At 46.2% G+C, this 18825-nt stretch carries 17 protein-coding genes; 15 read left to right on the top strand and 2 right to left on the bottom strand.

Features of this window, described 5'->3' with window-relative positions:
* Positions 1–17 precede the first annotated feature (17 nt).
* On the bottom strand, positions 18–1265 hold the full coding sequence (locus K3G25_RS10285) for a nucleotidyltransferase (RefSeq protein WP_021493721.1): 1248 nt from the start codon (positions 1263–1265) through the stop codon (positions 18–20).
* A gap of 208 nt (positions 1266–1473) precedes the next feature.
* Between K3G25_RS10285 and K3G25_RS10280 the strand changes: the two genes are divergently transcribed.
* The 3 genes from K3G25_RS10280 (at position 1474) to gerR (ending at position 2926) form a co-directional block, all read left to right on the top strand.
* Positions 1474–1992: a YceD family protein gene (locus tag K3G25_RS10280; protein WP_029973505.1), complete on the top strand. Its 519-nt coding sequence runs from the start codon at positions 1474–1476 to the stop codon at positions 1990–1992.
* A gap of 21 nt (positions 1993–2013) precedes the next feature.
* Complete coding sequence (gene rpmF / locus K3G25_RS10275) at positions 2014–2193, top strand: 50S ribosomal protein L32 (protein WP_003154457.1); 180 nt, start codon at positions 2014–2016, stop codon at positions 2191–2193.
* 157 nt (positions 2194–2350) lie between these two features.
* Positions 2351–2926, top strand: coding sequence for a sporulation-specific transcriptional regulator GerR (gerR, locus tag K3G25_RS10270; RefSeq protein ID WP_014417712.1), 576 nt, complete (start codon positions 2351–2353; stop codon positions 2924–2926).
* 40 nt (positions 2927–2966) lie between these two features.
* Here gerR and K3G25_RS10265 read toward each other — a convergent pair whose 3' ends face one another.
* Entirely contained in the window at positions 2967–3449 is a 483-nt protein-coding gene (locus K3G25_RS10265; RefSeq protein ID WP_012117497.1) for an N-acetyltransferase, read from the bottom strand.
* Positions 3450–3611: 162 nt separating this feature from the next.
* On the opposite strand from K3G25_RS10265, the gene K3G25_RS10260 reads away from it, so the two are divergent.
* From K3G25_RS10260 to murG, 12 genes are all read left to right on the top strand, one after another.
* Positions 3612–4493: a 2-dehydropantoate 2-reductase gene (locus K3G25_RS10260; RefSeq protein WP_031303996.1), complete on the top strand. Its 882-nt coding sequence runs from the start codon at positions 3612–3614 to the stop codon at positions 4491–4493.
* An 86-nt stretch (positions 4494–4579) separates the two neighbouring features.
* Complete coding sequence (gene bshC / locus K3G25_RS10255; RefSeq protein ID WP_232489723.1) at positions 4580–6199, top strand: bacillithiol biosynthesis cysteine-adding enzyme BshC; 1620 nt, start codon at positions 4580–4582, stop codon at positions 6197–6199.
* Between the two features lie 125 nt (positions 6200–6324).
* Positions 6325–6756 carry a division/cell wall cluster transcriptional repressor MraZ gene (mraZ, locus tag K3G25_RS10250; protein WP_003154445.1) on the top strand — a complete coding sequence of 144 codons (432 nt, stop codon included), beginning with the start codon at positions 6325–6327 and terminating at the stop codon, positions 6754–6756.
* A 69-nt stretch (positions 6757–6825) separates the two neighbouring features.
* Positions 6826–7761, top strand: coding sequence for a 16S rRNA (cytosine(1402)-N(4))-methyltransferase RsmH (rsmH, locus tag K3G25_RS10245; RefSeq protein WP_232489722.1), 936 nt, complete (start codon positions 6826–6828; stop codon positions 7759–7761).
* A 39-nt stretch (positions 7762–7800) separates the two neighbouring features.
* Complete coding sequence (gene ftsL / locus K3G25_RS10240) at positions 7801–8154, top strand: cell division protein FtsL (RefSeq protein WP_003154442.1); 354 nt, start codon at positions 7801–7803, stop codon at positions 8152–8154.
* 6 nt (positions 8155–8160) lie between these two features.
* Entirely contained in the window at positions 8161–10305 is a 2145-nt protein-coding gene (pbpB, locus tag K3G25_RS10235) for a penicillin-binding protein 2B (RefSeq protein ID WP_095060016.1), read from the top strand.
* A gap of 113 nt (positions 10306–10418) precedes the next feature.
* Complete coding sequence (locus K3G25_RS10230; protein ID WP_014417716.1) at positions 10419–12338, top strand: stage V sporulation protein D; 1920 nt, start codon at positions 10419–10421, stop codon at positions 12336–12338.
* A 195-nt stretch (positions 12339–12533) separates the two neighbouring features.
* Positions 12534–14006: a UDP-N-acetylmuramoyl-L-alanyl-D-glutamate--2,6-diaminopimelate ligase gene (locus K3G25_RS10225; protein WP_014417717.1), complete on the top strand. Its 1473-nt coding sequence runs from the start codon at positions 12534–12536 to the stop codon at positions 14004–14006.
* Between the two features lie 107 nt (positions 14007–14113).
* Positions 14114–15088 carry a phospho-N-acetylmuramoyl-pentapeptide-transferase gene (gene mraY, locus K3G25_RS10220; RefSeq protein WP_007409707.1) on the top strand — a complete coding sequence of 325 codons (975 nt, stop codon included), beginning with the start codon at positions 14114–14116 and terminating at the stop codon, positions 15086–15088.
* On the top strand, positions 15089–16444 hold the full coding sequence (murD, locus tag K3G25_RS10215; RefSeq protein WP_232489721.1) for a UDP-N-acetylmuramoyl-L-alanine--D-glutamate ligase: 1356 nt from the start codon (positions 15089–15091) through the stop codon (positions 16442–16444). It begins immediately after the preceding gene.
* 58 nt (positions 16445–16502) lie between these two features.
* Positions 16503–17603, top strand: a complete 1101-nt coding sequence (spoVE, locus tag K3G25_RS10210; RefSeq protein WP_003154430.1) for a stage V sporulation protein E — start codon at positions 16503–16505, stop codon at positions 17601–17603.
* Positions 17604–17719: 116 nt separating this feature from the next.
* Positions 17720–18811: an undecaprenyldiphospho-muramoylpentapeptide beta-N-acetylglucosaminyltransferase gene (gene murG / locus K3G25_RS10205; RefSeq protein WP_232489720.1), complete on the top strand. Its 1092-nt coding sequence runs from the start codon at positions 17720–17722 to the stop codon at positions 18809–18811.
* The last annotated feature ends 14 nt before the right edge of the window (positions 18812–18825 follow it).

Here is an 18825-nt window from a genome sequence, read left to right as displayed (position 1 = left end):
ACAGTCAGGTGCTTTTTTTACGCATTCAAAAAACGCTTTTCGTCTTCATCATAGCGGATCGGGGCTTGTGAAAATTCCTGCTTCTCAAACAATGTGCGTTCAGGTTCTTTTATCGGCAGGCTGTAAACCCGTCCCGCCAGTATGTCCAGATCCAGAGCGGGATGAGAGAAAGAAGAGAGCTTGCTGACGAGAGGTGCGGTAAGCTCTTTTTTCTTTGCCGACAGGTACGCCTGTCCTTTTTTCGTCATTCCGAGAAGACGGATATAAGGAGCGCTTGAAGGCTGCAAGAGCCGATGCATGTCTTCTTTTTTCGTCCGTGTCAGAATGTGCGTGTTCATCCGCTGCAGCCTCGTCCACGTGTATCGTTTTGTTTTCAATCGTTCCATCATTTCGCGATAGGATCGGGCTTGTCTGATGGTGCGCAGAATTCTGTGCTCAAGGCCTTCTTCCACTTCATAGATTCGGCTCAATTCTTCAGCGGAAAGAGTGCTGAGGCTGTATTTTACATATGAAAAATAGTCTTCCGTGCTGTGCCATATTCCGTATGAATTTCTGTATGCCTCCAGCTGACGCGCAGATGCTTCCGGGAGAAAGCTCTTTGCGGCCGCCGTTCCTTTTTCTATCAGCGCTCTCCGGATGCTTGTTGCGCTGGCTATCCGGCTGTTATCTCCGGGAAGCTCGGCGTCATGATATTGGGAAGCGATTCTGGCTGTTGTATAAGGCTTCATAGCGGAACCGGAGGTGTGTATCGCTCTAACGTAGTGAAAACCGAGAATATTGTTCGGCTTGGACAAATCGAGCATGTCCCGCCCTTTGAATATGTGTGAAAAAGCTTTTGAGGCGGCGGCCGGATAGCTGAGACCCTTTTTCAGCTCCTCTTTCAGAATCAGGCTGCAGTCATCTTCCTTTCGGCTGAACGCTTCAGACGCTTCAATAAAGGGTTCGATCCGCCCGTTTTCGCTGCCGAAAAACAAGCTGCTGCATCCTAAATGATGAAGAAGCGAAACGCTGCCGCGCGCGAATAATTCCGCTTTTTGTACGGCATATATATAAGGGAGCTCAATGACGATATCCACGCCGTTTTCCAGCGCCATTTTTGTCCGGGCCCACTTTGAGACGGCGGCCGGTTCCCCGCGCTGCAAAAAAGGGCCGCTCATCACCGCCGCCGCGACGCTGCTGTCCGTTTTGATTTTTGCTTGTTCCGCATGATAGCGGTGTCCGTTATGAAAGGGATTATATTCAACAACCAGGCCGACTGCTTTCATATTTGTCCCGCCTTTCTTGCTATGTTTTGCTTCGTGTGGTACATTTGCAAATGAAGTGCATATTTTAGTCCGTTTCGTTTAGTGTATGCATAGCCTATCCGGCTGTCAACGATTGCATGACGGCGGCATTATGCTGTAAAGAAAAAATATTGACAAAAACATTCTGAAAAGCTATAATCATGTTTGTTGCTTTCCTGAGGTGATACAAATGAAATGGACGATTTATCAGCTTCATCAAATGGCGAAAAAGAGCTTTGAATTTGATGAAACAGTTGAGTTAAATGAGCTGACAAAATTGAATTCTGACATCCGCCGCATTTCTCCCGTCCGGGTGAAGGGCCACGCGGAGATTGAATCCAAGCAAGTTTCGTTTGACTTTACGATTTCAGGCGAAATGGTTTTGCCGTGCTCAAGAACTTTAGTTGATGTGCCGTATCCATTTACAATCGCGACAAAAGAACTGTTTAGATTTCATAAGTCGGATGATATAGAAGATGAGGACGTTCATATTGCTGAAGACGATACCGTCGACTTAACTCCGATCGTAAAAGAAGAGATTCTTTTAGAAATTCCTATGCAAGTCTTTTGTGAAACTGAACAAAAAGAAGGAGCCGCTCCCCAAGTGGGGAAGGATTGGCAAGTGATTTCTGAGGAAGACAAGAAAAATCAAATCGACCCCAGACTTGCGGATCTGAAAAAGCTCTTAACACAAGATGATGAATCTTAACTCTTTAAGGAGGTGGGAATAATGGCTGTACCTTTTAGAAGAACTTCTAAAATGAAAAAAAGATTGCGCCGTACACATTTCAAACTAAATGTACCTGGTATGACAGAATGCCCGTCATGCGGAGAGATGAAATTGTCTCACCGTGTATGTAAAGCATGCGGATCATACAACGGCAAAGACATAAATGTTAAAAGCAATTAATGTATGAAGAAAAGCGCGGGAATCTCGGTTCCTGCGCTTTTCTTTTTTTTGCCCCTCCGGCCTGCTTCCGCCGAAAAAATTGTGAGCGCCAGTAGTCTATCTAATCTATCAGCGGCATATGTATGAGGTAAATGAGCAAATATGGAGGGAGATACGATTGACGATAACGAGACAAGACGCGTGGACGCAAGATGAAGATTTGCTGCTGGCCGAAGTGGTGCTCAGGCATATTCGGGAAGGCGGGACCCAGCTTTCCGCTTTTGAAGAAGTCGGCAGAGCGCTGACGAGAACGGCTGCCGCCTGCGGGTTCAGATGGAATTCTTATGTCAGAAAACAATATCAGTCAGGGATAGAACTGGCGAAAAAACAGCGGAAGGAATTAAGAAAGCAGATCGGGGTGCATTCCGCCAATATGCCGGGAACCGTCAAACAGCCTCCGATCCGCAGGGCGGAAGGAGAAAAAGAGCTGTCCATTGATGATGTCATTTTGTTTCTGCAGCAATTTAAAGAGTCGCCGGCCGCAGCGGATGTGCGTCATGAAAAAGAAAAACTCACAGAACAGCTGACCGCGCTGCAAAAAGAAGTCGAGGATCTGCGTGAGGAAAATGAAAGCTTGAGAAACAAGCTGGAGATGACGGAAGAAGATTATAAAGCGTTAATTGACATTATGGACAGAGCGAGAAGGATGGTAAATTCAAAAGAAGACGACAGAAAATCGGCGCAGAGCCTGTAAAATGAACCGGCCTGGGGGCGGCGGCCCGGCCGGTTTTTTATTATGCCGTTTCTCCGGATGTCATTTCACCGTCCATATCGGGATGCCAGATATAAGGATTTTCTCCTTTATCACGCGCCATATCATATTTAACGGGCTCAAAATTCATCTTATCCCAGAAATCTGCTGATTTCATGCGTGAATTTGTCCTGATCGGCATTCTGAAGGATTTTGCAAAATCAACAAGCGCTTTTCCGTATCCGTTGTTTTGATAGCCCGGAAGAACCTCAAGCTTCCAAAGTTCCAAAAAGTCCTGACGCTGATCAAAATACGGATTCGTGCCTCCGTTTACCTGATATAAACTCATTCTCGCCACTAGTTTATCCCCGAAGTAAATCCCGTAAAAAGGCGAGGTGCTGTCATTTTCAATGATATTATCCTGAAGATCTTCAAGCATCGACAGCTCCTGCATCCCGTATTCCTTAAACCTTTTAAATTCTTCGAGTGTCTTAAAGTTGATGAGCAGTCGCTCTATTTTCAACACAAACTCCCCCTTTGTTGTGTTCTACCATTATTGTAAACGCTTTAATTGAAAATTCCAACTATAATATGCTTGCCAGTCTTTTTGCTCAAAACGAAATTGAAGTAATTTGCGGCGGCTTCTGCTATGATAATATGGAAAAATGCAGATATAGGGTGTGACAGTGTGAAAATCGGAATTATCGGCGGCGGAGCGGTAGGCCTTTTATGTGCTTACTACTTATCGTCCCGCCATCAGGTAACGGTCATTACGCGGCGGACGGAGCAGGCTGATGCGATTAACTCAGGCGGTATACGGCTTTTGAAAGACGGAATAGAATGTACGGCGGCATGCAGAGCGCAAACAGGCATCACTTCCGGATTCGACCTTTTAATCGCAGCCGTTAAACAGCATCAGCTCAGTGCTGTGCTGCGGGATCTTGAGACGATAAAAGGGACGAATGTGCTGTTTTTGCAAAACGGCATGGGACACATACACGACATGAAAGATTGGCAAACAGATCATTCGCTTTATGCCGGCACAGTTGAGCACGGAGCAAAAAAGATATCAGATCATGCCGTTGAACATACGGGAGCGGGAGCCGTAAGATGGAGTGTATTCAGCGCATCCCGGCCGGAAACGATCAAAAGCATCTTTTCCGGCATGCACCGGGATTTTCCCGTATATGATGAAAACGACTGGTATCGGCTGTTAACGGGAAAACTGATCATAAATGTATGCATCAACCCGTTAACTGCATTGCTGCGCGTGAAAAACGGAGAGCTGTTAAGAAATGACGCTTACAAAAAGTATATGAGAAACGTATTTGAAGAAGCGGAGACAATTCTTGGCCTCGCCGATAGAGAAAAAGCGTGGAACAAGGTTTGCGAAGTGTGCAGACTGACGGAAAAAAATCATTCTTCCATGCTCGTCGATATCATGGCAGGCAGGCGGACAGAGGTTGATGCGATTATCGGCTACCTTGTAAAAGAAGCGGAAAGCTGCGGATTGCCGGCCGTTCATCTCACGTTTTTACACCGCAGCATAAAAGCGTTAGAAAGAAACTGAAACAAAGTCTTTTGAGGTTTTCCGGTAACATGCTATACTCATTTCGGAAACCTAACTATTTATTGGAGAAAGGAAGTTCCAGACAGATGCAGCTAACTGAACTTTCCATCAAAAGTCAAAATAAGTTTGTGCAGCACTATATAGATGGAGAAAACATGTCTTCATTTTTTGATTATGATATTCATTCAGAGGACGTATGGCAAAAGCGGCTCCATGACTTGTCTTCGCGGCCGTTTGCCAGAGAGGAATTAGCGGATTATTTATCCTCCTATCACGAAAAATTTCACTCCGCCGCCATGCAGGCCTCCATCGAAAAACTGAGAGATCCAAAAAGCGCAGCGGTTGTAGGCGGCCAGCAGGCCGGTCTTTTAACGGGGCCTCTTTACACCATACATAAAATTATCTCCATTATCGTACTTGCCAGACAGCAGGAAGAGGCGTTACAGATTCCTGTCGTTCCGATTTTCTGGGTGGCGGGTGAAGATCACGATCTGGAAGAAATCAATTTTGTGCATACGTCAACAGAGAATAAAGGTCCGGTGAAACAGAAACTGCCGCAGTCGTACTGGAAAAAAACATCGGCGGCTAAAACCGAGCTTGATCAGGAAAAATGCGCGGCTTGGATTGATGAAGTGTTCGCTGCTTTTGAGGAAACGGATCACACAAACACACTCCTTCAAAACGTGAAGCGATGTTTACGCTCATCAGAGACATTCACGGACTTTTTTGAGCTGTTGATCGCCGACTTGTTTCAAGAAGAAGGCCTTATTCTGATGAATTCGGGAGATCCGGGGATTAAAAAGCTCGAAACGGGTATGTTTCAGCAGATTTTAAAACACAATCATGAGCTTGCCAAAGCCGTTTCAGACCAGCAGCGTTTTATGCGGGAAGCCGGTTATCAACCGATTATTGAATCGGACAAAGATCAGGCCAATCTGTTTTACGAACATGAGGGAGAGCGTTTCTTAATTGAAAAAGAAAACGGCGTTTTTGTCATTAAGGAGCTTGACCTGAAGTGGACGAACGACGAGCTTCATTCCCATATGGAAGAAAAACCGGAATGTTTCAGCAATAACGTTGTGACAAGGCCGCTTATGCAGGAGTTTCTCATCCCGACTCTGGCGTTTATCGCGGGACCGGGGGAGATCAATTATTGGGGTGAGCTGAAGCAGGCTTTCTCATTAATGGGCTTTCGCATGACGCCGGTAGTGCCGAGACTGAACATTACGATTCTTGAGCGCCATATTGAAAAGAAGCTTTCAGAACGGAATATCCCGCTTCAGGAAGCGATCGAACACGGCACCGGACACCTGAAAGACAATTATTTTGAAGAGCAGATTCCGGAAGAGTTTTCTTCTGTAATGGAGCAGGCGAAGTCTCAGATTGAAGCTGTCCATAAAAGCGCAAGGGACGAAGCGCTGAAGGTCGATTCAAGCCTTGAGCCGCTCTTACAGAAGAATGCCGCTTTCATTCAAGATCAGCTCTTGTTTTTAGAACGGACGGTAACGAAAAGAATTGAAGAAAAAGAAGGCTTTGTGCTGCGTGACTATGAAAGAATCCAAAACAGCATCAGACCGCTCGGCGCTCCGCAGGAACGGATTTGGAATGTGATGTATTATCTGAACCGCTACGGTCCAAAATTCTTCACAACCTTCAAACATCTGCCATTTTCTTTTCAAAACCAACATCAGATTGTCAAACTTTGAAATAAAGTTTTAAAGAACCCTGAATAGTTCAGGGTTTTTTTTTATGTGTAAACAGTGTAAAATGAGGTTGTGGAGAGAAGTGGCGGATAGTGGTGAGTTTAGGGGAGAAAGTGGGGGTCCTTATCATGTTTATGGGTGAATACCGGCATACAATTGATGCAAAGGGCCGCATGATCGTACCCGCAAAATTCAGAGAAGGCCTCGGTGAGCAGTTTGTGCTGACCAGAGGACTGGACCAATGCCTTTTCGGCTATCCGATGAATGAATGGAAGCTGATTGAAGAAAAGCTGAAGGCTCTGCCGCTCACCAAAAAAGACGCCCGCGCATTTACCCGATTCTTTTTTTCCGGTGCGACCGAATGCGAACTGGACAAGCAGGGAAGGGTTAATATTGCGTCATCTCTTCTGAATTACGCAAAACTGGAAAAAGAATGTGTTGTCATCGGGGTTTCCAATCGAATTGAATTGTGGAGTAAGGTAATATGGGAACAATACACAGAAGAGCAAGAAGATTCATTCGCTGAAATTGCTGAAAACATGATTGGATTTGATATATAATGGATCTTCGTGCATCACAACAACAACTGACAATTCAATTCATTCCTTATAAAGGTGGGACCGACACAAATGTTTCAGCATAAGACAGTACTTCTTCGTGAAACCGTCGACGGTTTAAATATCAAACCGGACGGAACCTATGTGGACTGCACCCTTGGCGGCGCCGGGCACAGTACATATTTATTGCAGCAATTATCGGAAAAAGGACGCTTGATCGCCCTTGACCAAGATGACACAGCACTTGAAAACGCAAAGAAAACATTGTCCGAATACAAAGGACAGCTTATTCTGGTGAAAAGCAACTTTCGTTATTTAAAAGAGTGTTTACATGAACACGGCATTACGAGTGTCGACGGAATTTTATTTGATTTAGGAGTATCCTCTCCGCAGCTTGATACACCGGAACGGGGATTCAGCTATCATCATGACGCACCGCTGGACATGAGGATGGACCAGTCGGCCGCCCTTACGGCGAAAGAAGTCGTAAATGAATGGCGGTATGAGGACCTTGTGAGGATTTTCTTTAAATACGGAGAAGAAAAATTCAGCAAGCAGATCGCCCGAAAAATTGAAGAGGCTAGAGAAAAATCGCCTATTCAAACAACCGGCCAACTGGTCGATCTAATAAAGGACGCGATACCGGCTCCGGCGAGAAGAAGCGGAGGTCATCCGGCCAAACGTGTATTCCAAGCCATTCGAATCGCCGTAAACGACGAGCTTCAAGTATTTGAAGAGGCCCTCTTGCAAGCGATAGAGGTGCTGAAGCCGGGCGGAAGGGTGTCTGTGATCACTTTTCACTCGCTGGAAGACAGAATGTGCAAGACGACATTCAAGGAAAAATCATCACTTCCCGAACTGCCTCCGGGTCTTCCCGTGATACCGGAAGAATTTGAACCGGAATTAAAACTGATTACGAGAAAGCCCATTACGGCATCAAAAGAGGAGCTTGAAGAAAATAACCGCGCCCGGTCAGCGAAGCTCCGCATTGCGGAGAAACGAAAATAACGGGCAGCAAATGACAACATTAAAGGAGGTCATCAGCCTATGAGCAACTTAGCTTACCAGCAGGAAAAACAACAACGGCCAGTGATAAGTCCCGAAAAAAAGGTGATTGTCAAAAAAAGGGCTTCCATTACACTCGGGGAAAAGGTGCTGCTCGTCCTGTTTGCCATTGCCGTTCTCTCCACATCAATGTTTATCGTATCAAAGGCATACGCGGCGTACCAATCCAATATTGAGGTGCAAAAACTGGAGGAGAAAGTATCTGAGAAGAATAAGCAGATCGGTGATCTCGAAAAGACGGCTGCTGACTTAAGCCAGCCGCAGCGCCTGATGGATATCGCCAAAAAGCACGGTTTGAATCTGAAAGATAAAAAAGTGAAAAACATACAGGAATGATAACCCATGCCGAAAAAAAATAAGTTTATGAACAGAGGAGCAGCGATACTCAGTATTTGTTTCGCTCTCTTTTTCTTTGTCATTCTCGGGAGAATGGCGTACATTCAATTAACCGGTAAAGCAAACGGTGTAGAACTTGCAACAAAAGCGACCGAGCAGCACGAAAAAAAGCGGACGATAGAAGCGAGCCGCGGCTCTATTCTTGACCGGAACGGCAAAGTGCTTGCAGAGGACACGGCGACATATAAGCTCATTGCCGTGCTTGATAAAAAGATGACGACCGACAAGAAGCATCCTCAGCATGTCAAAGACAAAGAGAAAACGGCGGAAAAACTGGCGACCGTTATCAATCTTGATAAAAGCGAGATTCTGGACATCTTAAACAGGGATGGCGCGAAGCAGGTGGAATTCGGTTCAGCCGGCCGCGATATCTCTTATGCGAAAAAACAAAAGATCGAAAAAATGAATCTTCCGGGTATTTCTTTCTTAAGAGATACGAAGCGCTACTATCCGAACGGCATATTTTTGTCAAATGTTCTCGGCTATGCCGATGTGAATGAAAAAACAAACGAGATACAGGGCTCTTTAGGGCTTGAAAAAATACTGAACAACTATCTGACGGAACGCGACGGATCTGTCACTTACGAAAGTGATAAATCCGGCTGGAAACTTCCGAACAGCAAAGAAAAAATCACCGCACCTAAAAACGGTGACAATGTATATTTAACCATTGATCAGAAAATTCAAACCTTTTTAGAAGACAGCATGACGAAAGTAGCGGAAAAATATAAACCGAAAAAAATTATGGCGGCTGTCGTAGAACCGAAAACAGGCAAAGTGCTTGCGATGGGGCAGCGTCCGAGTTTCGACCCGAATATCAGAAACGTCACCAATTATTACAACGACTTAGTGTCGTACGCGTATGAACCGGGTTCAACGATGAAGATCTTTACGCTTGCCGCGGCGATTCAGGAAAATGTGTTTTCCGCAAACGAGAAATATAAATCAGGAACATATAAAGTGGGAGGCGGGCCTGTTAAAGATTGGAACGATGGCGCCGGATGGGGTATGACAAGCTTCCGTGACGGCCTCATGAGGTCATCCAATGTTGCTTTCGCCAAACTGGCCAACGAAAAACTGGGGTTTGACCGGTTTAATGAGTACCTGCACAAATTCGGGCTCTATCAAAAAACAGGGATTGATCTGCCCGGTGAAGTATCAAGTAAAATTAACTACAAATATGATTTTGACAAAGCGTCTACGGCTTACGGCCAAGCATCGGCGATAACGCCGATCCAGCAGCTTCAGGCCGTCACGGCGATTGCCAATAACGGCAAAATGATGAAACCTTACGTCATTGATCATATTGTCGACCCCGATACGAAAAAAGTCGTCAAGCAGACAAAACCAGAGCAAGTAGGCACGCCGATTTCAGCCGATACGGCGAAAAAAGTCCGGAACCTGCTCGGAGAAGTCGTGACGTCAGACATCGGAACGGGAAAACCTTATAAAATTGAAGGATTTGACGTCGCGGGTAAAACGGGAACCGCGCAAATCGCCGGGACGGGCGGATATTTAAAGGGAACGAGCAACTATGTGTTTTCATTCATGGGCATGGCGCCGAAAAATGATCCTAAGCTCGTCATCTATGTAGCCGTGCAGCAGCCGCAATTAAAAGCGGGTCAAAGCAGCTCTGATCCTGTCGCGGAAATCTTTAACCCGACGATGAAAAACAGCCTCCACTACCTGAATATTGAACCGACGGAAAAAACAGATTCCGGTCAGGAAGAAACGAAAAGCCAAAAGATGCCTGACCTGACAGATAAGACGGTCAAGAGCGCTGAGAAGGAAGCGAAAAATGAACATCTCACACCGATTGTCATTGGCAGCGATGTTGCCGTAAAAGAGCAGTATCCGACAGCTGGAGAAGATGTGATCACCAATCAGAAAATCTTCTTAAAAACAGACGGAAAGATGACGATGCCGGATATGTCCGGATGGTCGAGACGGGAAGTGCTTCAATTCAGCAAAGTATCAGGTATTCACATTGATGTGAGCGGTGAAGGTTACGCTTCAAGCCAAAGTGTGAAAAAAGGCAAAGAACTGAAAGAAAATACCGTGATCAAGGTGAAATTTAAAAATCCTGATTAACGGGACAGAGAAGTCCGCGGATGCCCGCGGGCTTCTTTTTTATACGCCGCCGTTCTATGTGTCCAAGCTGAGGCATAAATTGAAACAAGCCTAAATAAGGAGTGGACGGTCCCTTGCGCGTTTCAAATGTAACGGTTCGAAAACGTTTATTACTGGTTTTGCTTTTTGGCGTAATCATTTTTTTGATCATTGACAGCAGATTAGGCTATGTCCAATTTGTGATGGGAGAAAAGCTGACTTCACTGGCTAAGGATTCCTGGAGCCGGAATTTGCCGTTTGAGCCTGAGCGGGGAGAGATTCTTGACCGAAACGGCGTGAAGCTGGCTACTAATAAAAGCGCGCCGACCGTCTTTGTCGTACCGCGCCAGATCCAAAATCCCATAAAAACGGGCAAGCTTCTCGCGTCAGTTTTAAATATGTCGGAAGAGAAGGTCTACAAACACATTACTAAGAAAACCTCCATAGAAAAAATCTCACCCGAGGGGCGGAAAATTTCCAATAAAAAAGCGAAAGAAATCAAAGCGCTCGACTTAAAGGGGGTTTATGTGGCTGAAGACAGCATCCGCCATTATCCGTACGGAAGCTTTTTGTCCCATGTTCTCGGTTTTGCCGGTATTGATAACCAGGGCCTTCTCGGATTGGAGGCTTATTATGATGATGACTTAAAAGGTGTAAAGGGATCTGTGAAATTTTATACGGATGCCAAGGGGAAGAAAATGCCTGATGAAGCGGATGATTACAACCCTCCGAAAGACGGACTTGATATGAAATTGACGATTGATGCCAAGGTTCAGACGATTATAGAAAGGGAGCTCGACAATGCAGCGGCGAAATATAACCCGGATGGAATGATTGCGGTCGCAATGAATCCGAAAAACGGGGAAGTGCTCGGCATGTCAAGCCGTCCTGATTTTGATCCGGCTGACTATCAATCGGTGGATCCGTCCGTTTACAACCGGAACCTGCCGGTATGGAGCACATATGAACCGGGTTCGACCTTTAAGATTATTACGCTTGCGGCGGCTCTCCAAGAGCAAAAAGTAAACTTGCAAAGAGACCACTTTTATGACAAAGGATTTGCCGAGGTCGACGGCGCCCGCCTCCGATGCTGGAAAAAGGGCGGCCACGGTTCGCAATCTTATCTTGAAGTCGTTCAAAATTCCTGCAACCCCGGGTTTGTACAGCTGGGGGAACGGCTCGGAAAACAAAAGCTGTTTCAATATATTAAGGACTTCGGCTTTGGAAAGAAAACAGGCATTGATCTGCAAGGGGAAGGAACGGGGATCTTATTCCCGCTTGACAGAGTCGGACCGGTCGAACAGGCGACAACCGCTTTCGGACAAGGGGTTTCCGTCACGCCGATTCAGCAGGTGGCAGCCGTTTCCGCGGCAATAAACGGCGGAACGCTTTATACTCCGTTTATCGCCAAAGAGTGGGTTGATCCCGTTACGAAAAAAACCGTTAAGAAACAATCGCCGATTGCGAAAAGGCAAGTTATTTCCCAGGAAACGTCAAAGCAGATCAGATATGCTTTAGAAAGCGTCGTCGCTCAGGGAACGGGGCGGAATGCCTTTGTGGAAGGATATCGCGTCGGCGGAAAAACAGGTACCGCACAAAAGGTTAAAGACGGCAAATATCTCGAAAACAACCATATCGTCTCCTTTATCGGTTTTGCGCCGGCTGATGACCCGAGCCTTGTCGTATATGTCGCGGTTGATAATCCGAAAGGTACGATTCAATTCGGGGGAACCGTCGCCGCGCCGATTGTCGGAAATATGATGAGAGACAGTCTGCCTGAGCTCGGCGTCAAACCGCGAAAAAATCAAATCGAGAAAAAATATCAATGGAACGACACAAAAACAATAGAGGTTCCGAATGTTGTAGGGATGTCTGTCTCTGATCTTGAGTCGCTGCTTGTCAATTTGAATATAGACTCCTCAGGAAAAGGAAGCAAAATTGTGAAACAATCACCTGCAGCCGGAACGAAAGTAAAAGAAGGCTCAAAGATCCGTGTTTACTTGAGTGAAGAATGAGTCTTTTTGAGGCAGCCGATTGTTTTCGGCTGCCTCTTATCATAAAGAGAAAAAAAGAAGATAACTTTTAAGATTAACTGGATGTATCCTTTTATTTACGCTAAAATATGAACTGTATGTTTAAAAGCCATTCTGACTTTTATAAACGGTTATCATGATAAAAGAATGAATAGAATTTCTGAGAGGTTTGATACAATGAAACTTACAAAGCTGCTTACATATTTAATGGCCGAACCTGTTCAAAATGACTTTCATGACCCTGACATAACTTCAATTGAGATGGACTCCAGGGAAGTGAGAAAAGGGAGTCTTTTTGTATGTATAAAAGGGTATACGGTAGACGGACATGATTTCGCCCAAAAAGCCGCAGAAAACGGCGCAGCGGCCATCGTTGCCGAGAAAGAGCTTGACGTCGATGTTCCTGTCATTATCGTCCGCCGGTCACAGCGGGCGCTCAGCGTTCTTTCTGACGCGTTTTACGGGCAGCCGACAAAGCAGCTTCAGCTTATCGGCATCACCGGCACAAACGGCAAAACATCAACGACGCACATGGTTGATGAGATTTTCAAAAAAGCGGGAAGGCAGACCGGTTTAATCGGAACGATGTACATTAAAATCGGGGATGAGACATTCCCGGTCAAAAATACAACGCCCGAAAGCGTCACACTGCAAAAAACGTTCAAGAAAATGAATGATGAGCATGTTGACACAGCTATTATGGAAGTGTCTTCTCACGCTCTGTCACTCGGCAGGGTTCACGGCTGCGATTATGATATCGCCGTATTCACGAACCTGACGCAGGACCATTTAGACTATCACAAGACGATGGAAGACTACAGACAGGCTAAAAGCCTCCTGTTTTCCCAGCTGGGCGGCTCCTTTAACCACGAAAAGCCGAAGCGGGCCGTTTTAAACGCAGATGACAAAGCCAGTGCTTATTTTGAAAAAGTGACGGCGGCGCACATCCTTACATACGGAATCGAGAACGATGCCGATGTCATGGCGAAACAAATCGAGATCTCTGCGCAAGGCACAAGCTTTGAACTCGTTACGCCAAAAGGAACAAAGCAGATCACGGTTTCACTCGTCGGCCGCTTCAACGTGTATAACGTACTGGCTGCAGCGGCGACAGCGATCGCAGCGGGTCTGCCGTTTGATACGATCACAAGCGCTCTTGAAGAGCTGCAAGGTGTCAGAGGCCGGTTTGAACTGGTGAATCATAATCAGCCGTTTCCTGTGATCGTCGATTACGCGCACACGCCTGACAGTCTGGAAAACGTTCTGAATACATGTAAAGACATGACAGAGGGCAAGCTTTTCGTCGTCGTCGGATGCGGCGGAGACCGGGACAAAACGAAACGCCCGAAAATGGCGGAAATTGCGGTGCGGATTGCCGACGAACCGATTTTTACTTCAGATAACCCGAGAAGCGAGGACCCGCTGGCCATATTAAGAGATATGGAAAGAGGGGTAGAAGGCACTTACTATCACAGTATCGCAAACCGCGAGCAGGCTATCTTTTTTGCCATTGCCAACGCGAAAAAGGGAGATGTGGTTCTGATTGCCGGGAAAGGGCATGAAACCTATCAGCAGATCGGCAATGAAACATTCGACTTTGATGACGCCGAAGTAGCGGGTAGAGCTATTGTTGAGCTGAATAAAAAGTAAAACAGGAAAGAGTGTTAGAATGAGGGAAATGAAAAGAATTACGGGGACACAATGTGAATATGATAAATACGTATGTCGTTTGAACGAAACGGGAGGAGAAAAGAGCAATGCTTGAGCAAGTGATTTTATTTACAATAATAATGGGATTTTTAATCAGTGTTCTGATATCTCCGATTCTTATCCCGTTTTTAAGACGTTTAAAATTCGGCCAAAGTATCAGGGAAGAGGGGCCGAAATCACATATGAAAAAATCAGGGACGCCGACGATGGGCGGAGTCATGATTATCGTATCCATCGCCATTACGGCGATTGTCATGACGCAGAAATTTTCGCATCTGAGCGCGGAAATGTTTCTTCTGCTGTTTGTCACGATCGGATACGGCCTGCTCGGCTTTCTGGATGACTATATTAAAGTAGTAATGAAACGGAATCTCGGATTGACGTCGAAGCAGAAATTGATCGGCCAGATCATTATTGCCATTGTATTTTACGGAGTATATCATTATTGCCATTTTTCAACCGGCATCCGGGTGCCGGGCACACATCTGTCAATCGATCTCGGCTGGGGATACTTTATCCTCGTTCTCTTTATGCTTGTCGGAGGTTCAAATGCCGTCAACCTGACAGACGGTCTGGACGGTCTCTTGTCCGGTACCGCGGCTATCGCATTCGGCGCTTTCGCCATCCTTGCATGGAACCAGTCACAATATGACGTTGCGATTTTCTCGGTTGCCGTTGTCGGCGCCGTTCTCGGTTTTCTTGTATTCAATGCCCATCCCGCCAAGGTATTTATGGGGGATACCGGTTCGCTTGCGCTCGGAGGAGCGATCGTGACCGTTGCCATTCTGACGAAGCTTGAAATTCTGCTCGTCATTATCGGCGGAGTATTTGTTATTGAGACCTTATCTGTTATCTTACAAGTCATCAGCTTTAAAACGACAGGAAAACGAATCTTTAAGATGAGTCCGCTTCACCACCATTACGAATTGGTCGGATGGTCTGAATGGAGAGTTGTCGTCACATTCTGGACTGCGGGACTGCTGCTTGCCGTTTTAGGAATTTACATCGAGGTGTGGTTATAAGTGGAAAACGAACTTTTTTTGCAAAAACAAAACTTTCTGGTCCTCGGACTGGCGAAAAGCGGATATGCGGCTGCGTCGATTCTTCATGAAAAAGGCGTTAACGTCGTCGTGAATGATCAAAAAGCCTTTGAAGAGAACGAACCTGCCCAAAGGCTTGCAGAAAGAGGAATTGAAGTCATCTGCGGTGAGCATCCGACGTCACTTTTTGATCAGCATCACATTACCATTCTGATCAAAAATCCCGGAATCCCGTATGAAAATATCATGGTGGAGGAAGCGCAAAGAAGAGGCATCCCGGTCTGGACGGAAATCGAGCTTGCGTATTATATCACCAATGCAAAATTCATCGGCATTACAGGTTCAAACGGGAAAACAACAACGACGACCCTGATTTATGAAATGCTGAAAGCTGACTCGATAAAGGCGCTGATCGCAGGGAATATCGGCACTGTCGCCAGTGAAGTGGCTTATCATGCTGACGGTGATGAATGGATCGTCACAGAGCTTTCTTCGTTCCAGCTTATGGGGACTCATGCGTTCAGACCTGAAATCGGCCTGATTTTAAATGTATTCGACGCTCATTTGGATTATCATCACAGCCGTGAAAACTATGAAAAAGCCAAGCAGAACGTGTATCTTCATCAGCTTGAGAGTGATACGGCCATCGTGAATCAAAGCGATGAAACAGTCGTGCGGCTTGCCGAAAGCGGAAAAGCCGGCACCGTTCCGTTTTCAGTTCACCAGGAACTGTCAAGCGGCGCATTCATTAAAGACGGAATGCTGATGTTCGGCAATGAAGCGATTCTGCCTGTTGATGACATCGTACTGCCGGGCGCGCACAATTTAGAAAATATATTGGCCGCTGTAGCCGCGGCAAAAACGGCGGGCGCGTCTAATAAAGCGATTCAGAAGGTGCTGACAAGCTTTACCGGTGTCAAACACCGTCTGCAGTATGTAACTGCGATCCAGAATCGTAAATTTTATAATGACAGCAAAGCGACGAATATTTTGGCCACAAGCAAAGCGCTCTCCGCATTCAAAGCACCGGTTATTCTGCTTGCAGGCGGACTGGACCGCGGCAACGGTTTTGACGACCTGAAACCGTATATGGACAATGTCAAAGCGGTCCTGGCGTTCGGACAGACAGCGCCGAAGATAGAAAAACTGGGCAATGAGCTGGGAATACAACATGTCAAACGTGTCGATAATGTTGAACAAGCAGTATCTGCGGCGTTTGCGCTCTCAAATGAAGGAGACGTCATCCTCTTGTCACCCGCGTGTGCAAGCTGGGATCAGTTCAAAACATTTGAAGAACGCGGTGACATGTTTATAGATGCCGTGCATATGCTTAAGTAAGGGCTTGTCTCTGTTCATCGGCAGCCCTAAATGACTTATGCTTGGGGTGTCGATTGCTTTGACTACTAAAAAAACAGCGCCTGATTTGTTATTAGTTATCATTACGTTATTGCTTTTAACAATAGGATTAATTATGGTCTACAGTGCAAGTGCGGTATGGGCGGATTATAAATTTGACGACTCGTTTTTCTTCGCGAAACGGCAGCTGCTGTTTGCGGGGATCGGCGTCATTGCCATGTTTTTCATTATGAATGTGGATTATTGGACATGGCGCACATGGTCGAAGCTGCTTCTGATCATTTGCTTTTTTCTGCTTGTGCTTGTGCTGATTCCGGGAGTCGGAATGGTGCGGAACGGTTCAAGAAGCTGGATCGGAGTGGGAGCGTTCAGCATTCAGCCTTCGGAGTTTATGAAACTCGCGATGATCGCGTTTCTGGCTAAATTTCTTTCTGAAAAACAGAAGAATATTACGTCATTCAGACGCGGATTCGTTCCCGCGCTCGGAATCGTGTTTTCTGCATTTATTATTATTATGTGCCAGCCAGACCTGGGAACGGGGACGGTAATGGTGGGCACGTGCATCGTGATGATTTTTGTTTCCGGTGCGCGAATCGCTCATTTTGCGTTCCTCGGACTCATCGGTTTAAGCGGATTTGCGGCACTAGTTCTGTCCGCTCCTTATCGGATTAAACGGATTACCTCTTACTTAAACCCGTGGGAGGATCCGCTTGGAAGCGGATTTCAGATCATTCAGTCGCTCTATGCCGTAGGTCCGGGCGGTCTGTTCGGGATGGGGCTCGGCCAAAGCCGGCAAAAGTTTTTTTACCTGCCGGAGCCGCAAACCGATTTCATTTTTGCTATTTTATCTGAGGAACTCGGCTTTATCGGCGGTTCGCTCATATTGCTGCTGTTCAGTATTTTATTATGGCGGGGCGTCAGGATTGCCCTCGGCGCGCCGGATTTATACGGAAGCTTTGTCGCCATCGGTATTATTTCTATGATAGCTATTCAAGTCATGATTAATATCGGCGTTGTGACGGGGCTGATCCCGGTAACAGGAATTACGCTGCCGTTTTTAAGCTACGGAGGCTCATCACTGACGCTGATGCTCGCAGCGGTCGGCGTGCTTTTAAATGTCAGCCGGTACTCGAGGTATTGATCTGTATCTTGCCTCATCACTCATGATTTATTCGTTATCTATAAAAAAACAGACAACATCAATAACCCTGTCCTAAAAAACAGGGTTATCGCTATGTGATTAAGGGGGACATACGAATGCGTATTGCAGTAAGCGGAGGCGGAACCGGAGGACATATTTATCCGGCCCTGGCCTTTATTAAAGAAGTTCAGCGCCGGCATCCGGATGTGGAATTTTTGTATATCGGAACAGAGAACGGTCTTGAGAAAAAAATTGTTGAACGGGAAAATATTCCGTTTCGCGCCATTGAAATTACAGGTTTCAAACGAAAACTTTCTTTTGAAAATGTAAAAACCGTCATGCGTTTCTTAAAAGGCGTGACGAAAAGCAAATCATATTTAAAAGAGTTTAAACCGGATGCCGTTATCGGTACAGGCGGCTATGTATGCGGTCCGGTCGTATACGCGGCGGCAAAAATGGGGATTCCGACGATCATTCATGAGCAAAACAGCCTGCCCGGCATCACAAATAAGTTTCTCTCGAAATATGTTAATAAGGTGGCAATTTGCTTTGAAGAGGCAAAATCGCATTTTCCTGCTGAAAAAGTTGTGTTTACGGGAAACCCGAGAGCCTCTGAAGTCGTCTCAATTAAGACAGGCCGCTCATTAACTGAGTGCGGGCTGAAAGACAATCAAAAAACGGTGCTCATTTTCGGCGGAAGCAGAGGCGCGGCTCCCATTAACCGTGCCGTTATAGAGATGCAGGAAGAATTGAAAACGAGACCTTACCAAGTCCTTTATATTACCGGGGAAGTGCATTACGAGAAGGTAACGGCTGAGCTGAAAGGCGGAAAAGCCGCTGATAACATGGTGACAAAACCGTTTTTGCACCAAATGCCGGAGTACTTACAATCAATTGATGTCATTGTGGCAAGAGCCGGAGCGACGACGATTGCGGAGATCACCGCTCTCGGCATTCCGAGCGTGCTTATTCCGAGCCCGTATGTGACAGCCAATCACCAGGAAGTCAATGCGAAGGCGCTCAGCCAGCATGACGCTGCAATCGTACTGAAGGAAACCGAGCTCAGCGGAGAAAAACTGATCGCTGCGCTGGACAAAATCGTCATGAATGAAGAAACCTTAAAAGACATGAGTGAGCGGACAAAATCACTCGGTGTTCCGGATGCGGCAGCCAGACTGTACAGTATCATGGAAGACATAAAAAAATAGAGCAAATGGAATGC

The sequence above is a fragment of the Bacillus sp. FCW2 genome (genome assembly GCF_021228595.1).
GTDB classification, from domain to species: Bacteria; Bacillota; Bacilli; order Bacillales; family Bacillaceae; genus Bacillus; species Bacillus velezensis.
Note: the sequence above shows the minus strand (reverse complement) of the source record. Positions and strands in the feature narration are given on the sequence as shown.

Bases quoted from the DNA above. Each gene is read 5' to 3' on its own strand.
- bshC (WP_232489723.1), top strand. From the start codon at position 4,580: ATGCAGCTAACTGAACTTTCCATCAAAAGTCAAAATAAGTTTGTGCAG.
- ftsL (WP_003154442.1), top strand. From the start codon at position 7,801: ATGAGCAACTTAGCTTACCAGCAGGAAAAACAACAACGGCCAGTGATA.
- mraZ (WP_003154445.1), top strand. From the start codon at position 6,325: ATGTTTATGGGTGAATACCGGCATACAATTGATGCAAAGGGCCGCATG.
- murG (WP_232489720.1), top strand. From the start codon at position 17,720: ATGCGTATTGCAGTAAGCGGAGGCGGAACCGGAGGACATATTTATCCG.
- K3G25_RS10225 (WP_014417717.1), top strand. From the start codon at position 12,534: ATGAAACTTACAAAGCTGCTTACATATTTAATGGCCGAACCTGTTCAA.
- mraY (WP_007409707.1), top strand. From the start codon at position 14,114: ATGCTTGAGCAAGTGATTTTATTTACAATAATAATGGGATTTTTAATC.
- pbpB (WP_095060016.1), top strand. From the start codon at position 8,161: ATGCCGAAAAAAAATAAGTTTATGAACAGAGGAGCAGCGATACTCAGT.
- K3G25_RS10280 (WP_029973505.1), top strand. From the start codon at position 1,474: ATGAAATGGACGATTTATCAGCTTCATCAAATGGCGAAAAAGAGCTTT.
- rpmF (WP_003154457.1), top strand. From the start codon at position 2,014: ATGGCTGTACCTTTTAGAAGAACTTCTAAAATGAAAAAAAGATTGCGC.
- rsmH (WP_232489722.1), top strand. From the start codon at position 6,826: ATGTTTCAGCATAAGACAGTACTTCTTCGTGAAACCGTCGACGGTTTA.
- K3G25_RS10285 (WP_021493721.1), bottom strand. From the start codon at position 1,265: ATGAAAGCAGTCGGCCTGGTTGTTGAATATAATCCCTTTCATAACGGA.